Annotated in this window: 16 protein-coding genes; 10 read left to right on the top strand and 6 right to left on the bottom strand. The window is 74.2% G+C overall.

Annotated features, from left to right (window positions below):
- Positions 1–64: 64 nt before the first annotated feature.
- Complete coding sequence (locus tag ZF1_RS07680) at positions 65–2,227, bottom strand: malate synthase G (protein ID WP_482636864.1); 2,163 nt, start codon at positions 2,225–2,227, stop codon at positions 65–67.
- A 174-nt stretch (positions 2,228–2,401) separates the two neighbouring features.
- Here ZF1_RS07680 and ZF1_RS07675 point away from each other — a divergent pair, with 174 nt between their 5' ends.
- From ZF1_RS07675 to ZF1_RS07665, 3 genes are read left to right on the top strand one after another with little or no spacing between them, the layout of a single operon-like run.
- A complete protein-coding gene (locus tag ZF1_RS07675) occupies positions 2,402–3,856 on the top strand; it encodes an FAD-binding oxidoreductase (RefSeq protein WP_062400921.1) in 1,455 nt (484 codons plus the stop codon).
- 56 nt (positions 3,857–3,912) lie between these two features.
- Positions 3,913–5,058 (top strand): FAD-binding oxidoreductase, encoded by a 1,146-nt coding sequence (locus tag ZF1_RS07670; RefSeq protein WP_482636863.1) that lies wholly within the window; start codon positions 3,913–3,915, stop codon positions 5,056–5,058.
- A 7-nt stretch (positions 5,059–5,065) separates the two neighbouring features.
- Positions 5,066–6,454 (top strand): (Fe-S)-binding protein, encoded by a 1,389-nt coding sequence (locus ZF1_RS07665; protein ID WP_083659110.1) that lies wholly within the window; start codon positions 5,066–5,068, stop codon positions 6,452–6,454.
- A gap of 12 nt (positions 6,455–6,466) precedes the next feature.
- On the opposite strand, the gene ZF1_RS07660 is transcribed toward ZF1_RS07665, so the two are convergent.
- Positions 6,467–6,865: a hypothetical protein gene (locus tag ZF1_RS07660; protein WP_337826429.1), complete on the bottom strand. Its 399-nt coding sequence runs from the start codon at positions 6,863–6,865 to the stop codon at positions 6,467–6,469.
- Positions 6,866–7,183: 318 nt separating this feature from the next.
- Here ZF1_RS07660 and ZF1_RS07655 point away from each other — a divergent pair, with 318 nt between their 5' ends.
- A complete protein-coding gene (locus ZF1_RS07655) occupies positions 7,184–7,366 on the top strand; it encodes a hypothetical protein (RefSeq protein WP_482636862.1) in 183 nt (60 codons plus the stop codon).
- Positions 7,367–7,426: 60 nt separating this feature from the next.
- Here ZF1_RS07655 and ZF1_RS07650 read toward each other — a convergent pair whose 3' ends face one another.
- Both ZF1_RS07650 and ZF1_RS07645 read right to left on the bottom strand, forming a co-directional pair.
- A complete protein-coding gene (locus ZF1_RS07650) occupies positions 7,427–9,202 on the bottom strand; it encodes an L-lactate permease (protein WP_073578222.1) in 1,776 nt (591 codons plus the stop codon).
- A gap of 105 nt (positions 9,203–9,307) precedes the next feature.
- Positions 9,308–10,294 (bottom strand): thiamine-phosphate kinase, encoded by a 987-nt coding sequence (locus tag ZF1_RS07645; protein WP_253067698.1) that lies wholly within the window; start codon positions 10,292–10,294, stop codon positions 9,308–9,310.
- A 100-nt stretch (positions 10,295–10,394) separates the two neighbouring features.
- On the opposite strand from ZF1_RS07645, the gene ZF1_RS07640 reads away from it, so the two are divergent.
- Together ZF1_RS07640 and ZF1_RS07635 are read left to right on the top strand one after the other, a co-directional pair.
- A complete protein-coding gene (locus tag ZF1_RS07640; protein WP_020627802.1) occupies positions 10,395–10,631 on the top strand; it encodes an Lrp/AsnC family transcriptional regulator in 237 nt (78 codons plus the stop codon).
- Between the two features lie 28 nt (positions 10,632–10,659).
- Entirely contained in the window at positions 10,660–11,181 is a 522-nt protein-coding gene (locus tag ZF1_RS07635; RefSeq protein ID WP_073578223.1) for a DUF3515 domain-containing protein, read from the top strand.
- On the opposite strand, the gene ZF1_RS07630 is transcribed toward ZF1_RS07635, so the two are convergent.
- Together ZF1_RS07630 and pdxR are read right to left on the bottom strand one after the other, a co-directional pair.
- Entirely contained in the window at positions 11,182–12,252 is a 1,071-nt protein-coding gene (locus ZF1_RS07630; RefSeq protein WP_073578224.1) for a D-alanine--D-alanine ligase family protein, read from the bottom strand.
- 109 nt (positions 12,253–12,361) lie between these two features.
- Entirely contained in the window at positions 12,362–13,699 is a 1,338-nt protein-coding gene (pdxR, locus tag ZF1_RS07625) for a MocR-like pyridoxine biosynthesis transcription factor PdxR (protein WP_073578225.1), read from the bottom strand.
- Positions 13,700–13,767: 68 nt separating this feature from the next.
- Here pdxR and ZF1_RS07620 point away from each other — a divergent pair, with 68 nt between their 5' ends.
- The 4 genes from ZF1_RS07620 to ZF1_RS07605 all read left to right on the top strand — a co-directional run bounded on the left by ZF1_RS07620 (position 13,768) and on the right by ZF1_RS07605 (position 17,402).
- Entirely contained in the window at positions 13,768–14,421 is a 654-nt protein-coding gene (locus ZF1_RS07620) for a pyridoxamine 5'-phosphate oxidase family protein (RefSeq protein WP_482636861.1), read from the top strand.
- A gap of 51 nt (positions 14,422–14,472) precedes the next feature.
- Complete coding sequence (locus ZF1_RS07615; RefSeq protein WP_482636860.1) at positions 14,473–15,504, top strand: mechanosensitive ion channel family protein; 1,032 nt, start codon at positions 14,473–14,475, stop codon at positions 15,502–15,504.
- Positions 15,505–15,527: 23 nt separating this feature from the next.
- The gene (locus ZF1_RS07610) at positions 15,528–15,911 is read left to right on the top strand and encodes a globin (RefSeq protein WP_073578226.1); all 384 of its coding nucleotides are present in this window, start codon (positions 15,528–15,530) and stop codon (positions 15,909–15,911) included.
- Between the two features lie 186 nt (positions 15,912–16,097).
- Positions 16,098–17,402, top strand: a complete 1,305-nt coding sequence (locus tag ZF1_RS07605) for a hypothetical protein (protein WP_482636859.1) — start codon at positions 16,098–16,100, stop codon at positions 17,400–17,402.
- The last annotated feature ends 34 nt before the right edge of the window (positions 17,403–17,436 follow it).

Raw genomic sequence — 17,436 nt, 5'->3', positions numbered from 1 at the left:
GGAACGCGACGACGCCCCCGGGAACCGGTCCCGGGGGCGTCGTCGTCGACGGTGGTGGTGCGGCCTAGGCCGCGGCCTTGGCCCGCTGACGCCAGCGGGTCAGCGTCCGCTCGGTGTAGCCGTTGGGCTCGGTCGCCCCGCTGAACACCAGCTCCAGTGCGGCCTGGAACGACTCGCTGGAGTCCAGGTCCTTGGCCATCGCGGGGTAGCCGTCCTCGCCGGCGTTCTGCTCGTCGACGACGGCGGCCATCCGGGCGAAGGTGTCCCGCACGGTCTGCTCGTCGACCACACCGTGGGCGAGCCAGTTCGCGACCAGCTGGGCGGAGATCCGCAGGGTGGCGCGGTCCTCCATCAGCCCGACGCCCTCCAGGTCCGGGACGGTGGAGCAGCCGATGCCCATGCCGACCCAGCGCACCACGTAACCGAGGATCGACTGGGCGTTGGTCTCCAGCTCGTGGGTCACGTCCTGCTCCGACAGCGACGACGCGTCGGTCACCGGGACCTCGAGCAGCGTGCGACGGTCCGCGGTGGCGCGGGAGGCGATCTGGTCCTGCACCGCGTGCACGTCGACGCGCAGGTAGTGCAACGCGTGCAGGGTGGCGGCGGTGGGCGAGGGCACCCACGCGCAGTTCGCCCCGGCCTTCGGGTGGCCGATCTTCTGCTCGATCATCTCGGCCATGGCGGCGGGCTTGGCCCACATGCCCTTGCCGACCTGCGCGGTGTGCGCGAACCCGGCCGCGAGCGCGACGTCGACGTTGCGGTCCTCGTAGGTCTTCAGCCAGGTGGTGGACTTCATGTCGCCCTTGCGCAGCACCGGGCCCGCGGCGAAGCAGGTGTGGATCTCGTCGCCGGTGCGGTCCAGGAAGCCGGTGTTGACGAAGATGACCCGGTTCGCGGCCTCGGCGATGCAGGCGGAGAGGTTGACCGTGGTCCGCTTCTCCTCGTCCATGATGCCGATCTTGAGCGTGTTCGCCTGCAGCCCGAGGGCCTCCTCGACGGCGCCGAACAGCTCGACGGTGAGCGCGACCTCCTCGGGCCCGTGCTGCTTGGGCTTGACGATGTAGACGCTGCCCGCGCGGGAGTTGGTGTGCGGGCCCTTCCCCTGCAGGTCGTAGAGCCCGGCGACGGCCGAGACGAGCGCGTCGAGCACGCCCTCGGCGACCTCCTGATAGGCACCGTTGCCGTCGGCCGCCTTCACCGCGTTCGTCGTCATGTGGTGGCCGCAGTTGCGGACCAGCATCAGCGAGCGCCCGGGCAGGGTGAGATCGGAGCCGTCGGCCGCGGTGTACTCGCGGTCCGGGTTGACCCGGCGGGTGACGGTCTTCCCGCCCTTGCGGAACTCGGCGGTCAGGTCGCCGCGCAGCAGCCCGAGCCAGGTGCGGTAGGCCAGCGCCTTGTCCTCGCCGTCCACGGTCGCGACGGAGTCCTCGAGGTCGACGATCGTGGTGACCGCGGACTCGAGCACGACGTCGGCGACGTCGGCGTGGTGCTGGGTGCCGACCTGGGTGGTCGGGTCGATCGTGATCTCCAGGTGCAGCCCGTTGCGGGTCAGCAGGACCGCGCCGCGGCCGTCGCCGTCGACCGGGCGGAACCCGGCGAACTGCGCGGGGTCGGCCAGCCCGACCGTGCCGGTCGCGCCGGTGTCGACGACGAGCCCGTCGGTCGAGGCCCGGTAGGCGGTGGCGTCGGCGTGGCTGCCCTTCGCGAGCGGGAACAGCTCGTCGAGCAGCTCGTCGGCGGCGGTGATCACCTGCGCGCCGCGGCGCTCGTCGTAGCCCCGGGCGAGCTCCCCGTCCTGCGGGAGCGCGTCGGTGCCGTAGAAGGCGTCGAACAGCGAGCCCCACCGCGCGTTGGCGGCGTTCAGCGCGTACCGCGGGACGGTCGAGGGGACGACCAGCTGCGGGCCGGGGACCTCGGCGATCTCCGGGTCGACCCGGTCGACCGAGATGCTCGGGGACCGCTCGGGCAGCAGGTAGCCCAGGTCGGTGAGGAACTTCTCGTAGTCCTCGACCGAGCCGGTGCCGTGCTCGCGGTGCCACTCGTCGATGCGCGCCTGGATCTCGTCGCGGCGCGCGAGCGCGCCCGCGATCTTCGGGCCGAAGCGCTCCTGGAGCCGCGCGAGGGTCGACCAGAAGTCGCCCGCCGACACCTCGACGTCGGACAGCAGCTCGTCCTCGACGAAGGACTTCAGGTGCGGATCGACCTGCAGGCCGGCGGTGTCGGCCATCTGTGACCACCCTCTCCGTGTGGTTGTAGGACTGGCTGCATTTCTACCAGTGGATTATCTTTTCCGCATCACGGAAGTGACGCGGCTCCGATCGTGATCTCCGAACAGGCGTCGCGATCCGGTGTCGGCTTACCCTTCCGTGAGCCCCGCCACGCGCAGCAAGGGAGTGCAGCGATGCCTCTGGCCCGCACCGTCCACGACGAGTTCGTCGCCCTCCTGGGCGCGGCGGACGTGCTCGACGACCCGGTCCGCACCCGCACCTACGAGTGCGACGGCCTGACCGGCAGCCGGGTCGTCCCCGAGCTGGTCCTGCTACCCCGCACCGCCGAGGACGTCGCCGGCTGCGTGCGGATCTGCGCGCGCCACCGGATCCCGTTCGTCGCCCGCGGCGCCGGGACCGGCCTGTCCGGCGGCGCGCTGCCGGTCGCCGAGGGCGTCGTCATCGGGCTGAACCGGCTCAACCGGGTGCTCGAGGTCGACCCGGAGAACCGGCGCGCGGTACTGGAGCCGGGCGTCACGAACCTCGAGATCACCGCGGCCGCGTCGCCGTACGGGCTCTACTACGCCCCGGACCCGTCGAGCCAGCAGGTGTGCACGATCGGCGGCAACGTCGCGGAGAACTCCGGCGGCGCGCACTGCCTCAAGTACGGCTTCACCACCAACCACGTGCTGTCGATGGAGGTCGTGCTCCCCGACGGCGAGGTGGTCACCCTCGGCTCGGACACGATGGAGCAGCCCGGCCCCGACCTGCGCGGGGTGTTCCTCGGCTCCGAGGGCACGCTCGGCATCGTCACGAAGGTCACCGTCCGGCTGCTGCGCACCCCCGAGGTCATGCGCACGCTGCTGGCGGACTTCCCGTCGGTGTCGGCTGGCGGGCAGGTCGTCTCCGACATCGTCGCGGCCGGGATCGTGCCCGCCGCGGTCGAGATGATGGACGCGCTGGCCATCGAGGCCGCCGAGGGCGCCACCGGCGCCGGCTACTCCCTCGACACCCCGGCCGCGCTCGTCGTCGAGCTGGACGGGACCGTCGAGGAGTGCGAGGAGCAGTTCGCGCTGGTCAAGGAGATCTGCGACCGGCACGGCTGCACCCGGCTGCACATCGCGGGCTCCCCCGAGGAGCGGGCGAACATCTGGCGGGGCCGCAAGGCCGCGTTCGCCGCGGTCGGCCGGATCTCGCCGGACTACATCGTCCAGGACGGCGTGGTCCCCCGGACCCGGCTCGCCGAGATCCTCGAACGGATCGACGAGATGGGCACCGACGCGGGGCTGCGCGTCGCGAACGTCTTCCACGCCGGCGACGGCAACCTGCATCCGCTGGTCCTGTTCTCCGCCGCCGAGGGCCAGACCGAGCAGGCCGAGCACCTGTCGGCGCAGATCGCGGAGCTGTGCGTCGAGATGGGCGGCTCGCTGTCGGGCGAGCACGGCATCGGCACCGACAAGGCCTGCTCCATGCCGCGGATGTTCGGCGAGGACGACCTGGCCGTCATGCGTCGCATCCGCGACGGCTTCGACCCCGACCACATCTGCAACCCCGGCAAGCTCCTGCCCACCCCGCGGCTGTGCGGCGAGAAGCCGGGGCTCTACCGGCCGCACCCGCTGGAGGAGGCAGGCCTGATCGAACGGCTGTGACCCGTCCGGCCGACCTGTCCGACCGACCCGTACGAGACCCGGAAGGGCCCGACGACATGACACGCGCTGCTCCCACCACGCTGCGCCCCACCTCGGCGAAGGAGGTCCGGGACGCCGTCCTGGACACCCCCGGCCGCCTCGCGATCACCGGCGCCGGCACCGCCACCGGCTGGGCCGGGCGCGCGGCCGACGACGTCGCCGCGACGCTCGACCTCTCCGCGCTGTCCGGGGTGATCCACCACAACCCCGGCGACATGACCGTCTCGGTGCACGCCGGGACCCCGGTCCGCGCGCTTCAGGAGCAGCTGGCCGAGCACGGTCAGCGCCTCGCGTTCGACGCCGCCCGGGTCGCCCGCGGCGCCACGGTCGGCGGGCTCCTCGCCACCGCCGACGCCGGCCCGTCCGCCCTGGTCTGGGGCGGTATGCGGGACCTGGTCATCGGCACGACCTCGGTACTCGCCGACGGCACGATGGTCCGCTCCGGCGGGCACGTCATCAAGAACGTCGCCGGCTACGACATGGCCAAGCTGATGCACGGCTCCTACGGCACCTTCGGCCCGCTGGTCGAGGTCGTCCTGCGGCTGCACCCGGTCCCGAAGGCCGTCGCCTGCGTGAGCGTCGACGGCCCGGTGGCCGAGGCCGCGTCGCGGGTGCTGGAGCTGATGGCCAGCCCGCTGGAGCCGATCGCCGTCGAGTGGGTCTCCGGTGACCCCGGGCGACTGCTGGTCCGGTTGGAGGGCGGCGCCCGGACCCTGCCCGCACGGGTGGAGCGGCTGCGTGAGCTGCTCGGCGCCGACGCCCGGGAGGTGGACGCGGAGGCGTGGGACGCCCACACGTCGCTGACCGACGGTCCGCACGCCGGCGGCGACGGCGACGGACCCGCCCTCGACGGCGCCGTCGTCCGGATCGGGTGCGCACCGACCCGGCTGGCGCCGCTGGTGGAGCAGCTGCCCGCCACCGCCGTCACGGCCGGCCTCGCGACCGGCGTCGCGACCGTCACCGTGCCGGGGGCCGCCGTCGCGGAGGTGCACGACGCCGTCGCCGCGGTCGGCGGCACCAGCGTGCTGCGTGACCGGCCCGAGACCCTCGACGCCCCCGCGTGGGGCCCCGCACCGTCCGCACTCGCCCTGCTCAGGGCCGTCAAGACCCAGCTCGACCCCGAGGCCCGGTTCGCCGCCGGTCGCTTCGCTCCCTGGATGTGAGGCACGCATGACGAGCACCCACGAGCCCGCAGGCACCCCGACCGGGGCGGCCGAGACCAAGATCCCCCAGCAGGGCCCGAGCGCGTTCGACGACGTCCACCCGCCGCAGCGCGAGCTGCTCGACGACTGCGTCCACTGCGGCTTCTGCCTGCCGACCTGCCCCACCTACGTGCTGTGGGGCGAGGAGATGGACTCCCCGCGCGGCCGGATCCTGCTGATGGACCTGGCCGAGAAGGGTGACATCGGCCTCGACGGGCCGTTCACCGAGCACATGGACAACTGCCTGGGCTGCATGGCGTGCGTGACCGCCTGCCCGTCCGGGGTGCAGTACGACAAGCTGCTGGAGTCGGTGCGCCCGCAGATCGAGCGCAACGTGCCCCGCAGTGCGTCGGACAAGCTGTTCCGCGACGCGATCTTCGCGCTGTTCCCCTACAAGCGACGGCTGCGGGCGGCCGCCCTGCCCGGCGCGCTGTACCAGCAGCTGCGGAAGGTCCCCGCGATCCGGAAGCTCGCCGAGAAGCTGCCCGGTCAGCTCGCGGCGATGGAGTCGCTGCTGCCGCCGGTCTCGGTGCGCGAGGCGTTCGCGACGCTCCCGGTGCACACCCCCGCGGTCGGCACGCGCCGGGCCCGGGTCGCACTGCTCACCGGCTGCGTGCAGGACGTGTTCTTCCACCGGGTCAACGAGGCCACCGTGCGGGTGCTCGCCGCCGAGGGCTGCGACGTGCTCGTCCCCCGCGACCAGCAGTGCTGCGGCGCGCTGGAGGTGCACGCCGGGCGCGAGGAGTCCGCGCTGGACCGGGCCCGGCGCACCATCGCCCGCTTCGAGACCCTCGACGTCGACGCGGTGGTCACGAACGTCGCGGGCTGCGGCTCGTCGATGAAGGACTACGGCCACCTGCTCGCCGACGACCCCGCCTGGGCCGACCGCGCGGCGCGCTTCTCCGCCCGCTGCCGCGACGTGCACGAGGTCCTGGCCGACCTGTACTCCCGGGAGGACGACGGCGGCCCCCGCGCCCCGCGGACCCCGGTCACCGGCCGCGTCGCCTACCACGACGCCTGTCACCTCGGGCACGCCCAGGGCGTCCGCAACCAGCCGCGCGAGGTGCTCCGGACCATCCCCGAGCTGGAGCTCGTCGACATCGCCGAGGCGTCGCTGTGCTGCGGCTCGGCCGGCATCTACAACATGGTGAAGCCGGACGCGGCCGCGGATCTGGGCGTGCGGAAGGCGGAGAAGATCCGCGACGCGAAGCCGGACGTCGTGGTCACCGCGAACCCGGGCTGTCTGCTGCAGATCGGCAAGTACCTGCCGAACGAGGACTTCGCCGACGTTCCGCTGCTGCACCCGGTGCAGCTGCTGGACGCGAGCATCCGGGGGGCGGCGGTGCCACGGCGCTGACCCCGCCCCCTGTCAGGAGGGACGCCGCCGGGTACGGCCCACCGGGCGCCGGTGCGACCGGCGCCATGCCGTGGCGCCGGCCGTCCGGGTACGCCCGGGCGTCCCGCCGGCCGGGACCGGGGACCCGGGGTCACCTCCGGGGTGCCGCGGGACGGACGGGCCGGCACCGGTGGACGTGGCGGGGTCGGACAGCTCGTCCGGCCGCCGGTGCAACGCCCGCAGCTGGGCACGCAGCGCGACGATGTCCCACTTGCGGGCGGTGTGCTCCCGCTCGAGCCGCTCCAGCCGCCGGTGGGCCAGCACGAGCAGCACACCGGCGGCGATCCACCCCGCCAGGGCGGCCCACGCCACCACCGCCACCAGCCCCGACACGCCCGCTCCGTCCACCCGTCCCACCTGCTCGGCACTCACCGTAGCGAGCACCCGGGTCTCCGACGGCGTGCCGGGTGAGCCACCGCACACGTCTCCGGAGCACGTCACGTCGGTACCCTGGGTGTGCAGGCACCGCCGCCCCGCGCTCGCCTCCCGGGCCCGGCGGTGGCCCGTCCCGGATGCGGCCCGTGCGGGTGGACCCCGGCCCCGGCGGGTACGGGTCCCGGCGATGCGCCCCGCCCGAGACCGTGAGGAGGCCGGAGATGCAGCAGGCCGTCGGTAACGACCCGACCACCGCGAGCGATGGACCGGCCGTGGAGGAGACGACCGTGCACCCCGAGAAGACCCCGTCGCCCGATGCGCGCCACTTCCCCCAGACCCCTGGTCGCGATGGACCCGCCCACCCTCCCGGCGGCCCACCTGACCCCGCCGCCCGCGGAGTTCCGGCAGTTCCCGGCCCCGCAGCGGTCGGTGCCCGGTCACCCGAGCCTGCGGAGCCGGCTGCGCCGGGTGCTGCTGTTCTGGCGTCGCGGCTCCTGATCCACACGACGACGGCCCGGTCCCCGCAGCGATGGGGACCGGGCCGTCGTCGTCTCCGGGTCAGGCCGGCAGCCGGGTCGCCGCCCGCCGCAGGCCCACCACGATCGCGGCCAGTGTCAGCAGCACCAGGGTGAGCAGCACCGTGCCGGTGTTGAGCCCGACGCCGTGGATCAGCACGAACGCCAGCCCGCCCGAGAGCAGGCAGTAGTACGTCATCGGGATGATCGTCATCCGGATCACGTCGCCCTCCCGGCCGAGCAGCCCCACCGTCGCCGACGCGGCGACGACGTTGTGCACGGTGATCATGTTCCCGGCGGCGCCGCCGACCGCCTGGGCCGCGACCACCGTCTCCGGGGTGGCGCCGATGTTCTCCGCGGTCGCGAACTGGAACAGGGCGAACGTCAGGTTGGACACCGTGTTCGACCCGGCGACGAAGGCCCCCAGGGCGCCGATCCACGGTGCCAGGACCGGCCAGGCCGGCCCGGCGACGGCGGCGGCCCCCTCGGCCAGCGTCAGCGGCATCGAGGCCAGCCCGGTCGTGTTCAGCTCGGCACCGGAGTTGATCAGGATGCGGACCAGCGGCAGCGCGAACAGCAGCGCGACCGCGGCACCGGCGAGCTGGCGTCCCGACACGGCCCATGACGTCGCGACCTGGCGGCCGTTCATCCGGTGCAGGCCGTAGGTGACCAGACAGACCAGCAGGAACACCGCGCCCGGCGAGTAGAGCGGCTGCAGCGTCTCGTCGATGCCGGTCCCGAGGATGTCCGCGGGTCCGACGGTGATTCCCGACAGCGCGTCCTTCACCGGTGCGACGGTGCGGGTCAGCACCAGCACCGCCGCGACGAGCACGTAGGGCGACCAGGCCAGCCAGGTGCTCATCCGGGTGCCGGTGACGCCGTCGTCGGCACCCGCGGAGATGGTGCCGGTCCAGCGGTCGAGCCACCGCTCGCGCGGCGGGAAGTCCCACACCGTGCGCGGCATGAGGAAGCCGCGGCTGGAGGTGAACATTACCAGCGCCAGCCCGACGAGCCCGCCGAGCAGTGACGGGAACTCCGGGCCGAGCAGCGCGGCGACCAGCACGTAGGGCACGGTCATCGCGAACGCGGCGTAGAGCGCGAACGGGGCGACCGCGAGGCCCTCGGCGAAGCTGCGGTTCTCCCCGAAGAAGCGGGTCAGCAGGCACACCAGGAACAGTGGGATGAGCGTCCCGGCGACGGCGTGCAGCGCCGCGACCTCGAACCCGATCGCGGACAGGTAGCCGGTCGCGTCCAGGCCGAGCGCAGCGGTGCGCGCGTCGACCTCCGCCGACCCGGACAGCCCCTGCCCGATGCCGGTGAGTACGGGCGTCCCGGCGGCGCCGAAGCTGACCGGCGTCGACTGGATCACCATGCCGACCAGCACCGCGGCCAGCGCCGGGAAGCCGAGCGCCAGCAACAACGGCGCGACGACGGCTGCCGGGGTCCCGAACCCCGACGCACCCTCGATGAACGACCCGAACAGCCAGCCGATGATGATCGCCTGGACCCGCCGGTCCGGGCTGATGCCGGTGAACCCGGCACGGATCGTCGCGAGCGCGCCGCTCTGGGTGAGCGTCTGCAGCAGCAGCAGCGCACCGAAGATGATGTAGAGCAGGCCGACCGCGATGATCAGGCCCTCGATCGTCGACGCGACGATCGCGGTGGTGCCCATCCCCCAGACCAGCGACCCGATCAGGGCCGCCGCGACGAAGCCGAGCGGCATCGCGTACTTCGCGGGCCAGCGCAGCCCGACCAGCAAAACCGCGACGACGAGGATGGGGGTGAGAGCGAGCAGGCTGAGTACGCCCAGGTTGTCCACGGTGACACCCCTCCGGTGCGGGGCGAATCGCGACACGTGCCCGAATCGCCCGATCGTGAGGGCACGATGTCACCCGTCCCGGCGCCGCGCAAGCACGATGTGGAATCAGTATTTCGCGAAGTGGACCCAGCCGCCGTCGCCGTCGTAGGGACGGCCGTCGACGGTGACCCCCGCGCCCGCCTCGTCCGGTGCCTCCACCGCCCCCACCTCGGTCCAGCCCTCGGGCAGCGGCGCGTCCCCGGGGAAGGTCGCCGCCAGCGCGTGGTCCTCACCACCGGTCAGGACCCAGCGCAGCGGGTCCAGGCCCAGCGCGGACGCGATCTCCGCCATCCGCGGGGCCACCGTGAACGGCCGCGACCGCAGCCGCAGCGCCACCCCCGAGGCCCGCGCGACGTGTGCCAGGTCGGCCAGCAGGCCGTCCGAGACGTCGATCATGGATGTGGCGCCGGCGTCGGCGGCCTGCGGGCCGGCGGAGTAGGGCGGTTCCGGGACCCGGTGCGCGTCGACCAGCGCCGCCGGGGAGCGGAACCCGCGCCCGAGCACCGCCAGCCCGGCCGCGGACCAGCCCAGCCGCCCGCAGACCGCGATCCGGTCCCCCGCCCGGGCCCCGGAGCGCAGCACCGGGGCCCGGCCCTGCAGGTCCCCCAGCGCCGTCACCGAGACGACGATCACCGGCGCCGAGGTCAGGTCGCCCCCGACGAGCCCGGCCCCGGTCGAGCGGGCCTCGGCCCACAGCCCGTCGGCCAGTTGCTCGAGCTGCGCCGCGGGCGTCGACGAGGGGCACGCCAGCCCCACCAGCAGCGACGTGGGCACCGCCCCCATCGCGGCGATGTCGGCCAGGTTCGCGGCCGCGGCCTTGCGCCCGACCTGCTCGGGGCTCGACCAGTCGAGCCGGAAGTGCACGCCCTCGACGAGCACGTCGGTGCAGGCGACGACCCGCCCGTCGGCGGCGGTGACGACGGCCGAGTCGTCCCCGGGACCGAGCTCCGTCGTAGCCGGTTGGACACGGTCCGTGGTGACCCGGTCGATCAGTGCGAACTCACCGACCTCCCGGAGTGAGACACCGGTCTCGGAACCGCCCTCGGGCGTGATCGCGGATGGGGACACGGGGGCGGCCTCCGGTAGGTTCTGCGTCCGACATTCCTGCCGCCAACCATCCGGCAGGTCGGCAGTTACCGGAAAGGGGCACGCCGTGGTGCAGGCATACATCCTCGTCCAGACCGAGGTCGGCAAGGCCGCCTCCGTCGCCTCCGAGATCGGGGGTCTGCCGGGCGTGGTCTCGGCCGAGGACGTCACCGGCCCGTACGACGTGATCGTGCGCGCCGAGGCGGACGACGTCGACGAGCTCGGCCGGCTGGTCGTGGCCCGGGTGCAGAACGTCAACGGGATCACCCGGACGCTCACCTGCCCCGTGGTCAAGCTGAGCTGAGACGGGCGCGGACGTGGCAGGGGCACGCATGTCACCACCGGTCGTGGTGGCGATCGCGCTGCCCCTGCTGCTCGCCCTCGTCGTGGCGGGGCTCGCGGTCTGGGCCCGCCTGACGACGGGGCCGGACACCGGCCCCCTGGAGCTTCCCGCACAGGCCGCACCGCAGGCGTCGTCGACGTCGTGCGACGCGGTGCTGCGCGCGCTGCCGGCCGGCATCCCCGGCGACACCGGGGACCTCGCGCCGCGCGAGATCGACCCGCCGGTCCCCGGCGCGCGGGCGTGGGTCGCCGAACCGGAGCCGGTGGTGCTGCGCTGCGGCACCGAACGGCCGGCCGAGCTGGGGCCGACCTCGCCGCTGATCGTCGTCAACGGGGTGAGCTGGCTGCCGCTGGCGACCCCGCAGGGCGCGCTCGCGACGACCTACGCCGTCGTCGACCGCGGGGTGTACCTGGAGCTGTCCGCGCCCGCGGAGACCGGTCCGGGGCCGCTGCAGGCGGTGTCGGACGCGGTCGTCGACGCCCTCCCGCCGCAGCCGGTGCGGGTCCGGTAGCTACCGCAGCCCCGTCCCGCGGGCCAGCGCGGTGTCGACCATGGTGCTGAGCAGCTCGGAGTAGTCGAGCCCGGTGACCGCCCACATCTTCGGGAACGCGGAGCTCGGGGTGAACCCGGGCATCGTGTTGACCTCGTTGACGGTGATGTCGCCGTCGTCGGTGACGAAGAAGTCGACCCGGGCCAGGCCCTGCACGTCGAGCGCACGGAACGCGGTGATCGCCTTCCAGCGCAGCGACTCGGTGATCTCGTCGTCGAGCTTGGCGGGGATCTGCAGCTCGGAGGTGTCGAGGTACTTGGACTCGAAGTCGTAGAACTCGCCGTTGTAGCGCAGCTCGGCGGGCAGGCTGGCGCGGACGCTGCCGTCGGGGAACTCCAGCACCGCGCACTCGATCTCGCGGCCGGGCACGGCCGCCTCGACGAGCACCTTCGGGTCGTGCCGGCGGGCCTCGGCGACGGCGGCGTCGAGCGCGGCCGGGTCGGTGACCCGGGTGACGCCCATCGAGGACCCGGCGCGGGCCGGCTTCACGAACAGCGGCAGACCGAGCCGGTCGCGGTCGGCGAACCCGATGTCGGTGCCGGGGCGGAGCACGACGCCGTCGGCGACGTTCAGGCCCTCGGCGCGCAGCAGCTTCTTCGCGAACTCCTTGTCCATGCCGACCGCGGAGGCCAGCACGCCGGCGCCGACGTAGGGCAGCCCGGCCATCTCCAGCAGACCCTGGATGGTGCCGTCCTCGCCGAAGGCCCCGTGCAGGATCGGGAAGACCACGTCGACCGAGGTCAGCGCCTCGCGCGCGTCGAGGCGGACCAGGCCGCGACCCGGTTCGCCGGGCAGCACCAGGGCCTCGGCGGTCCCGTCGACCTCGGGCAGCTCGCGACCCGAGATCGCCAGCCGGACCGGGTCGGACGGGCCGACCACCCACGCCCCGTGCGGGGTGATCCCGACCGGGACCGCCTCGAACCGCTCCGGGTCGAGGTGGGTCAGCACGCTGCCCGCGGACACGCACGAGATCGCGTGCTCGGAACTGCGGCCGCCGAAGACGACGGCGACCTTGACCCGGTCGGCACTCATGGGGCCCGAGGGTAGGCGGCGGCTCCGCCGGGTCGCACAGCCGGGCGTCGGCCCGGCCCTCGGCACAGCCGGGCGTCGGCCCGGCCCTCGGCACGGCCGGGCGGGCCGCTCACCCCACCAGCGCCGCCAGCGCGGCGGTCAGCTCGGCCCGGGTCCCGGCGGCGTACCCGACGACCAGGCCGGACGTGCCGGGCCCGTCCCGGTGGTAGTCGGCCAGCCCGCGCACGGCGACGCCACGCCGGGCGGCCGCGGCGATCGCGGCCCGCTCCCCCTCGGGAGGGCGCAGCACGAGGTGCGCCCCGGCCGGGTCCCCCTGCGCGGCCCAGCCCGCCGTGCGGGCGGTGTCCAGGACCAGGGCCCGCCGCTCACGCAGCTCGCGGCGCAGCCGTCGCAGGTGCCGGGACAGGTCGCCGTGTGTGGCGAGCGCGGTGAGGACCAGCTGCCCCGCGGGCGACGGCCGGGTGCCGGTCCGGGCGCGCAGGTCCCGCCACGCGGCGACGACGGCGGGCGGCGCGACCGCCCAGCCGACCCCCAGCGTCGGGCTGAGGATCTTGCTCGCGGTGCCCAGGTGCACGACGTGGGCGGGCGCGAGCGCGGCGAGCAGGGGCAGCGGGGCGACGTCGTAGCGGAGCTCCCCGTCGTAGTCGTCCTCGATGACCAGGAAGTCCTCGGCGCGGGCACGCCCGACCAGGGCGACCCGGCGGGCGGCGGACAGACGCACCGCGGTGGGGAACTGGTGCGCGGGCGTGGTGTAGACGGCCGCGCAGCCGGCGGGGACGGCGTCGACGACCAGGCCGTCGTCGTCCACGGGCACGCCGAGGACCCGCAGCCCGGCGGCCCGCAGCGCGCTGACCGCCCGCGGGTACCCCGGCTCCTCGACGGCGACGGTGGCCCCCGCAGGCAGCAGCCGGGCCAGCTCGGCGACGGCGGCGGAGGTCCCGGCGGTGGCCAGCACGGTGCCCGCGGGCGGGGTGAGCCCGCGGTGACGCAGCAGGTGGCCGGTGACGGCGTCGTGGAACGCGGGCAGCCCGTCGGCGCGGGGCCGGTCGTCCGGGGGCGGATCGGCGGCGGCCCGCCAGGCGCGGCGCCACATCGCGGGGTCCAGCGCGGCGACACACGGCCGCCCCGGGTCCAGCACCGACGGCTCGGCATGCGGACGGGGCCCGGCGGGCGCGGCCGGGCCCGCCGGGGCGGGCCCGGGGACCGCGGTCACGAACGTCCCCGCGCCGACCCGGCCGGCGACCCAGCCCTCGGCGAGCAGTTGGTCGTAGGCGGCGGCGGTGACCGTCCGGCTCACCCGCAGCGTCGTCGCGAGCCCCCGGGTCGACGGCAGCCGGTCGCCGGGGCGCAGTGCCCCGCCCACGGCCGCGGCGCGGAGACCGTCGGCGAGCTGGACCGCCAGCGGGGTCGCCGCGGCGCGGTCGAGGACGATCGGGAGATCCTGCACAGTGGCCTTTCGTCCGGGACCGGAAGTGGCCGTTCCAGGATGCCACTGTCGAGAGCCATCCTCGGCTGGTGACGCTCTCCCCCACCACCCGCAGCACGCTGGGCCGCAAGCGCGACCGGGCCGCCGTCGACCGGTCCGACCTGCACGCGGTCCTCGACGACGGCCTCGTCGCCCACCTGGGCTTCGTCCGCGACGACGCACCCGTCGTCCTCCCGACCGCCTACGGCCGTGACGGCGACACGCTCTACCTGCACGGCTCGTCCGGGGCCCGCTACCTGACCGGCGACACGCTGCCCTGCTGCGTGACCGTGACCCACCTCGACGGCATCGTGCACGCCCGCGCGCTCATGCACTTCTCGATGAACTACCGCAGCGCGGTCGTGCACGGCGACGCCCGCCGCGTCACCGGCGACGACGAGCGTCTGCACGCGCTGCGGGTGATCGTCGAGCACCTCACCCCGGGCGCATGGGACCACGCCCGCCGCCCGGACCGCCGGGAGCTGGCCGCCACCGCGGTGTTCGCGCTCGACCTGACCGAGGCCAGCGTGAAGAGCCGCTCCGGGCCGCCGTCCGACGACGAGGCCGACGTCGCCGCCGGTCTCGCCTGGGCCGGCGTGGTGCCGTTGCGGACCGTCGCCGGGCCTCCAGAGACCGCCCTTGACCTGCAACGACACCGGTCGGTTCCGGACCACGTGCGCGACCGTCGTCACACCGGCGGGTGACGTAGCCTCGGGGGTTCCGACGCAGCCCTCACCGCCCCCCGAGGAGGACTCGTGACCCCCGTCGTGCTGCCCGACGTACCCCTGCAGGACGTGACGCTGATGCCGGACTGCGTGCAGGACGCCGGTTCGTGGTGCGCCACGCTCTACCGCTGGACCAGTAACGACTTCCTGGCCCAGCACGCGGACACCCTGGTCAGCAGGACCGTGGCGATCACCGTGATCGTCGTGGTCGCGGTGCTGTTCCGGTGGCTGGCGCACCGGGCGATCGCGCGGATGGTCGACGGCGCGACCAACGGCCGGTTCACCGCGCTGGTGGGCCGGGCCCGCCGGCTGCGTCCGGGTGGCGGCGCCGCCGTCGCGCCGGCGGCGGACCCGGGTACGCAGCGACGGGCGCAGCGGGCACGCACGATCGGCTCGGTGCTGCGCTCGATCGTCTCGGCGGTCGTGCTGCTCGTCGCGGTGATGATGGTGATGAACGAGCTCGGCTACCCGCTGGGCCCGTTGCTGGCCGGTGCCGGGGTGATCGGGCTCGCCATCGGTTTCGGTGCGCAGAACCTGGTGCGCGACTTCCTGTCCGGCATGTTCATGCTGCTGGAGGACCAGTACGGCGTCGGCGACGTCGTCGACGTCGGGGAGGCCGTCGGCACCGTCGAGGCGGTCGGCCTGCGGATCACCACGATCCGCGACATCAAGGGCACCGTCTGGTACGTCCGCAACGGCGAGATCCTGCGCGTGGGCAACATGAGCCAGGGCTACGCGGTCGCGGTGGTCGACCTGCCGATCGCCCACCACGCCGACGTCGAGGAGGCCACCGAGCTGGCCGGGAGCACCGCCACCGAGCGCGCCTCCCAGGACGACATCGCCGGTGACGTGCTGGAGGCCCCCGAGGTGCTCGGCGTCGACAAGATCGGCCCGGAGGGCGTCACGCTGCGGATCACCGTGCGGGTCAGCCCCGGCCGGCAGTGGGCGGTGCAGCGCGCGCTCAACGGCGCGATCACCGACGCGTTCGACGACCACGGCATCCCGCGGCCGATGGTCTACCCCGGCGCGGCCTTCGACGGCCAGGCGCAGAAGCAGAACTGACGACTCCTGGGAGACTGGTCGGCGTGAGTGCACCGCAGAACTTCTACGCCGAGGTGGGTGGCGCCCCGGTCTTCCACCGGATCGTCCACCGGTTCTACGAGGAGGTGGCCCGGGACGAGGTGTTGCGGCCGCTGTACCCGGAGGAGGATCTCGGCCCGGCCGAGGACCGCCTGCGGATGTTCCTGGAGCAGTACTGGGGAGGTCCGCGCACCTACTCCGACCAGCGCGGCCACCCCCGGCTGAGGATGCGGCACGTGCCGTTCACGATCGGCCCGATCGAGCGCGACGCCTGGCTGCGCTGCATGCGGATCGCCGTCGACGAGGAGAACCTCTCTCCGGAGCACCGCGAGCAGCTGTGGAACTACCTGCAGTACGCCGCGGCGAGCATGCAGAACTCGGAGTTCTGACCCGAGTAGGGGCATTACCACACACTGTGATCGTTGGCCCGCCCGTCCGGCGGCCATTCGAGTGGCATTCGGGCGCTTTCCGGGTTGATCCAGCGCTGAACGTGACCGAATGCGTCCGGTCTCGTTGGACGGGACGCCGCCCCGGCACGTCGGGCGGCTCGTAGTCACCCGTCTTGGGGGTTCATCGTGAGCGTCTCTCCCTCGCTGTCCGGTCCGCATCGGCACGAGCCGGTCGACGGGTCGTCGCGGCACACGCACCGCGGCGGTGACTCCGGGGCCCACCCCGACCGCCACGACGGCGAGGACGGCTCCTGGTTCACCGTCGTGCTGCGCGGCTACGACCGCGGCGAGGTCGACACCCGGCTGGCCGAGCTCGACCACCGCATCCACGACGAGATCCGCCGCGCGGACGCGGCCGAGCAGTCGCTGTCCGCGGCCCGCGCGCAGGTCCGGCGACTGCAGGAGCAGCTGGAGAACGACTCCGCCGCCCGGGCCGGTGAGGAGCGCCGCGCCGAGGAGGCCGGCTTCGGCCGCCGCGTCGAACGCGTCCTCCAGGCCGCCGAGCAGGAGGCGGCCGAGCTGCGCGATCGTGCGGCCGACGAGGCCGCGGAGATCGTGGAACGCGCTCGCCGCGAGGCCGAGGACCGTCGCTCCCGCACCGAGGAGGCGCTGCTCGGCCGCGCCGCCACCCTGGACCGCGAGTTCGCCTCCCGCAGCAGCACCCTCGACGACCGTGAGCACGACGCCGACCGCCGCGAGCGCGACCTCGCCGAGCGGGAGCGCACCGTGTCCGACCGGCTGTCCGGCGTCCGCACCGAGGCCGAGCGGATCCTCGCCGACGCCCGCTCCGACGCCGAGCAGACGCTGTCCACCGCGCGCGCCGAGGCCGCCGCGCTGCTGCGCGACGCCGAGCAGGGCGCCGGGGAGCGACGGTCGGCGGTCGTGCGCGACGTCGAGCGGCTCGCCGCGCTGCGCGACGACGTCCGGGACGAGCTGACAAGGGTGCAGCGCACCCTCGCCGAGGAGCTGGACCGTGAGCCGGTCTCGGCCGCCCTCGACGACGCCCTGTTCGGCCCCGCGCCCGTCTCCCCGCCGCCCGTCTCCCTGCCGCCCGTCTCCCTGCCGTCCTCGACCTCGGCGCCGTTGTCCGACGAGGGTTCGATCGCCTCGGTGTCGGAGCTCGGCAGCAGGCCATCGGCCGACGCCGCCGGCTCGGAGGCCGGTGATCCCGCCGACGACGAGGACGAGGACGCGCCCGCCACCGGTTCCCTGCTCCTCGGTCCCGGGCACCGCCCGGCCGAGGAGGACCCCGACAGCACCACCGTCGGCCGCATCCCGCCGATCTCGCTCACCTCGATCGGGGTCCTCCCGTTCGGTGATCTCGGAACGGGGCGTGACCAGCCCCGGACCAGGACGGACGTCGCAGGTGGGACGACCAGGACGGGCCGGGGGGCCACCCGGGGTCCGGGCCCGGGGCGACGCTCGCGATAATCGAATCGTTATGTGCACCCGACCGCCGCAGAAC

This window comes from Pseudonocardia sp. ZF1, assembly GCF_056835605.1.
Note: the sequence above shows the minus strand (reverse complement) of the source record. Positions and strands in the feature narration are given on the sequence as shown.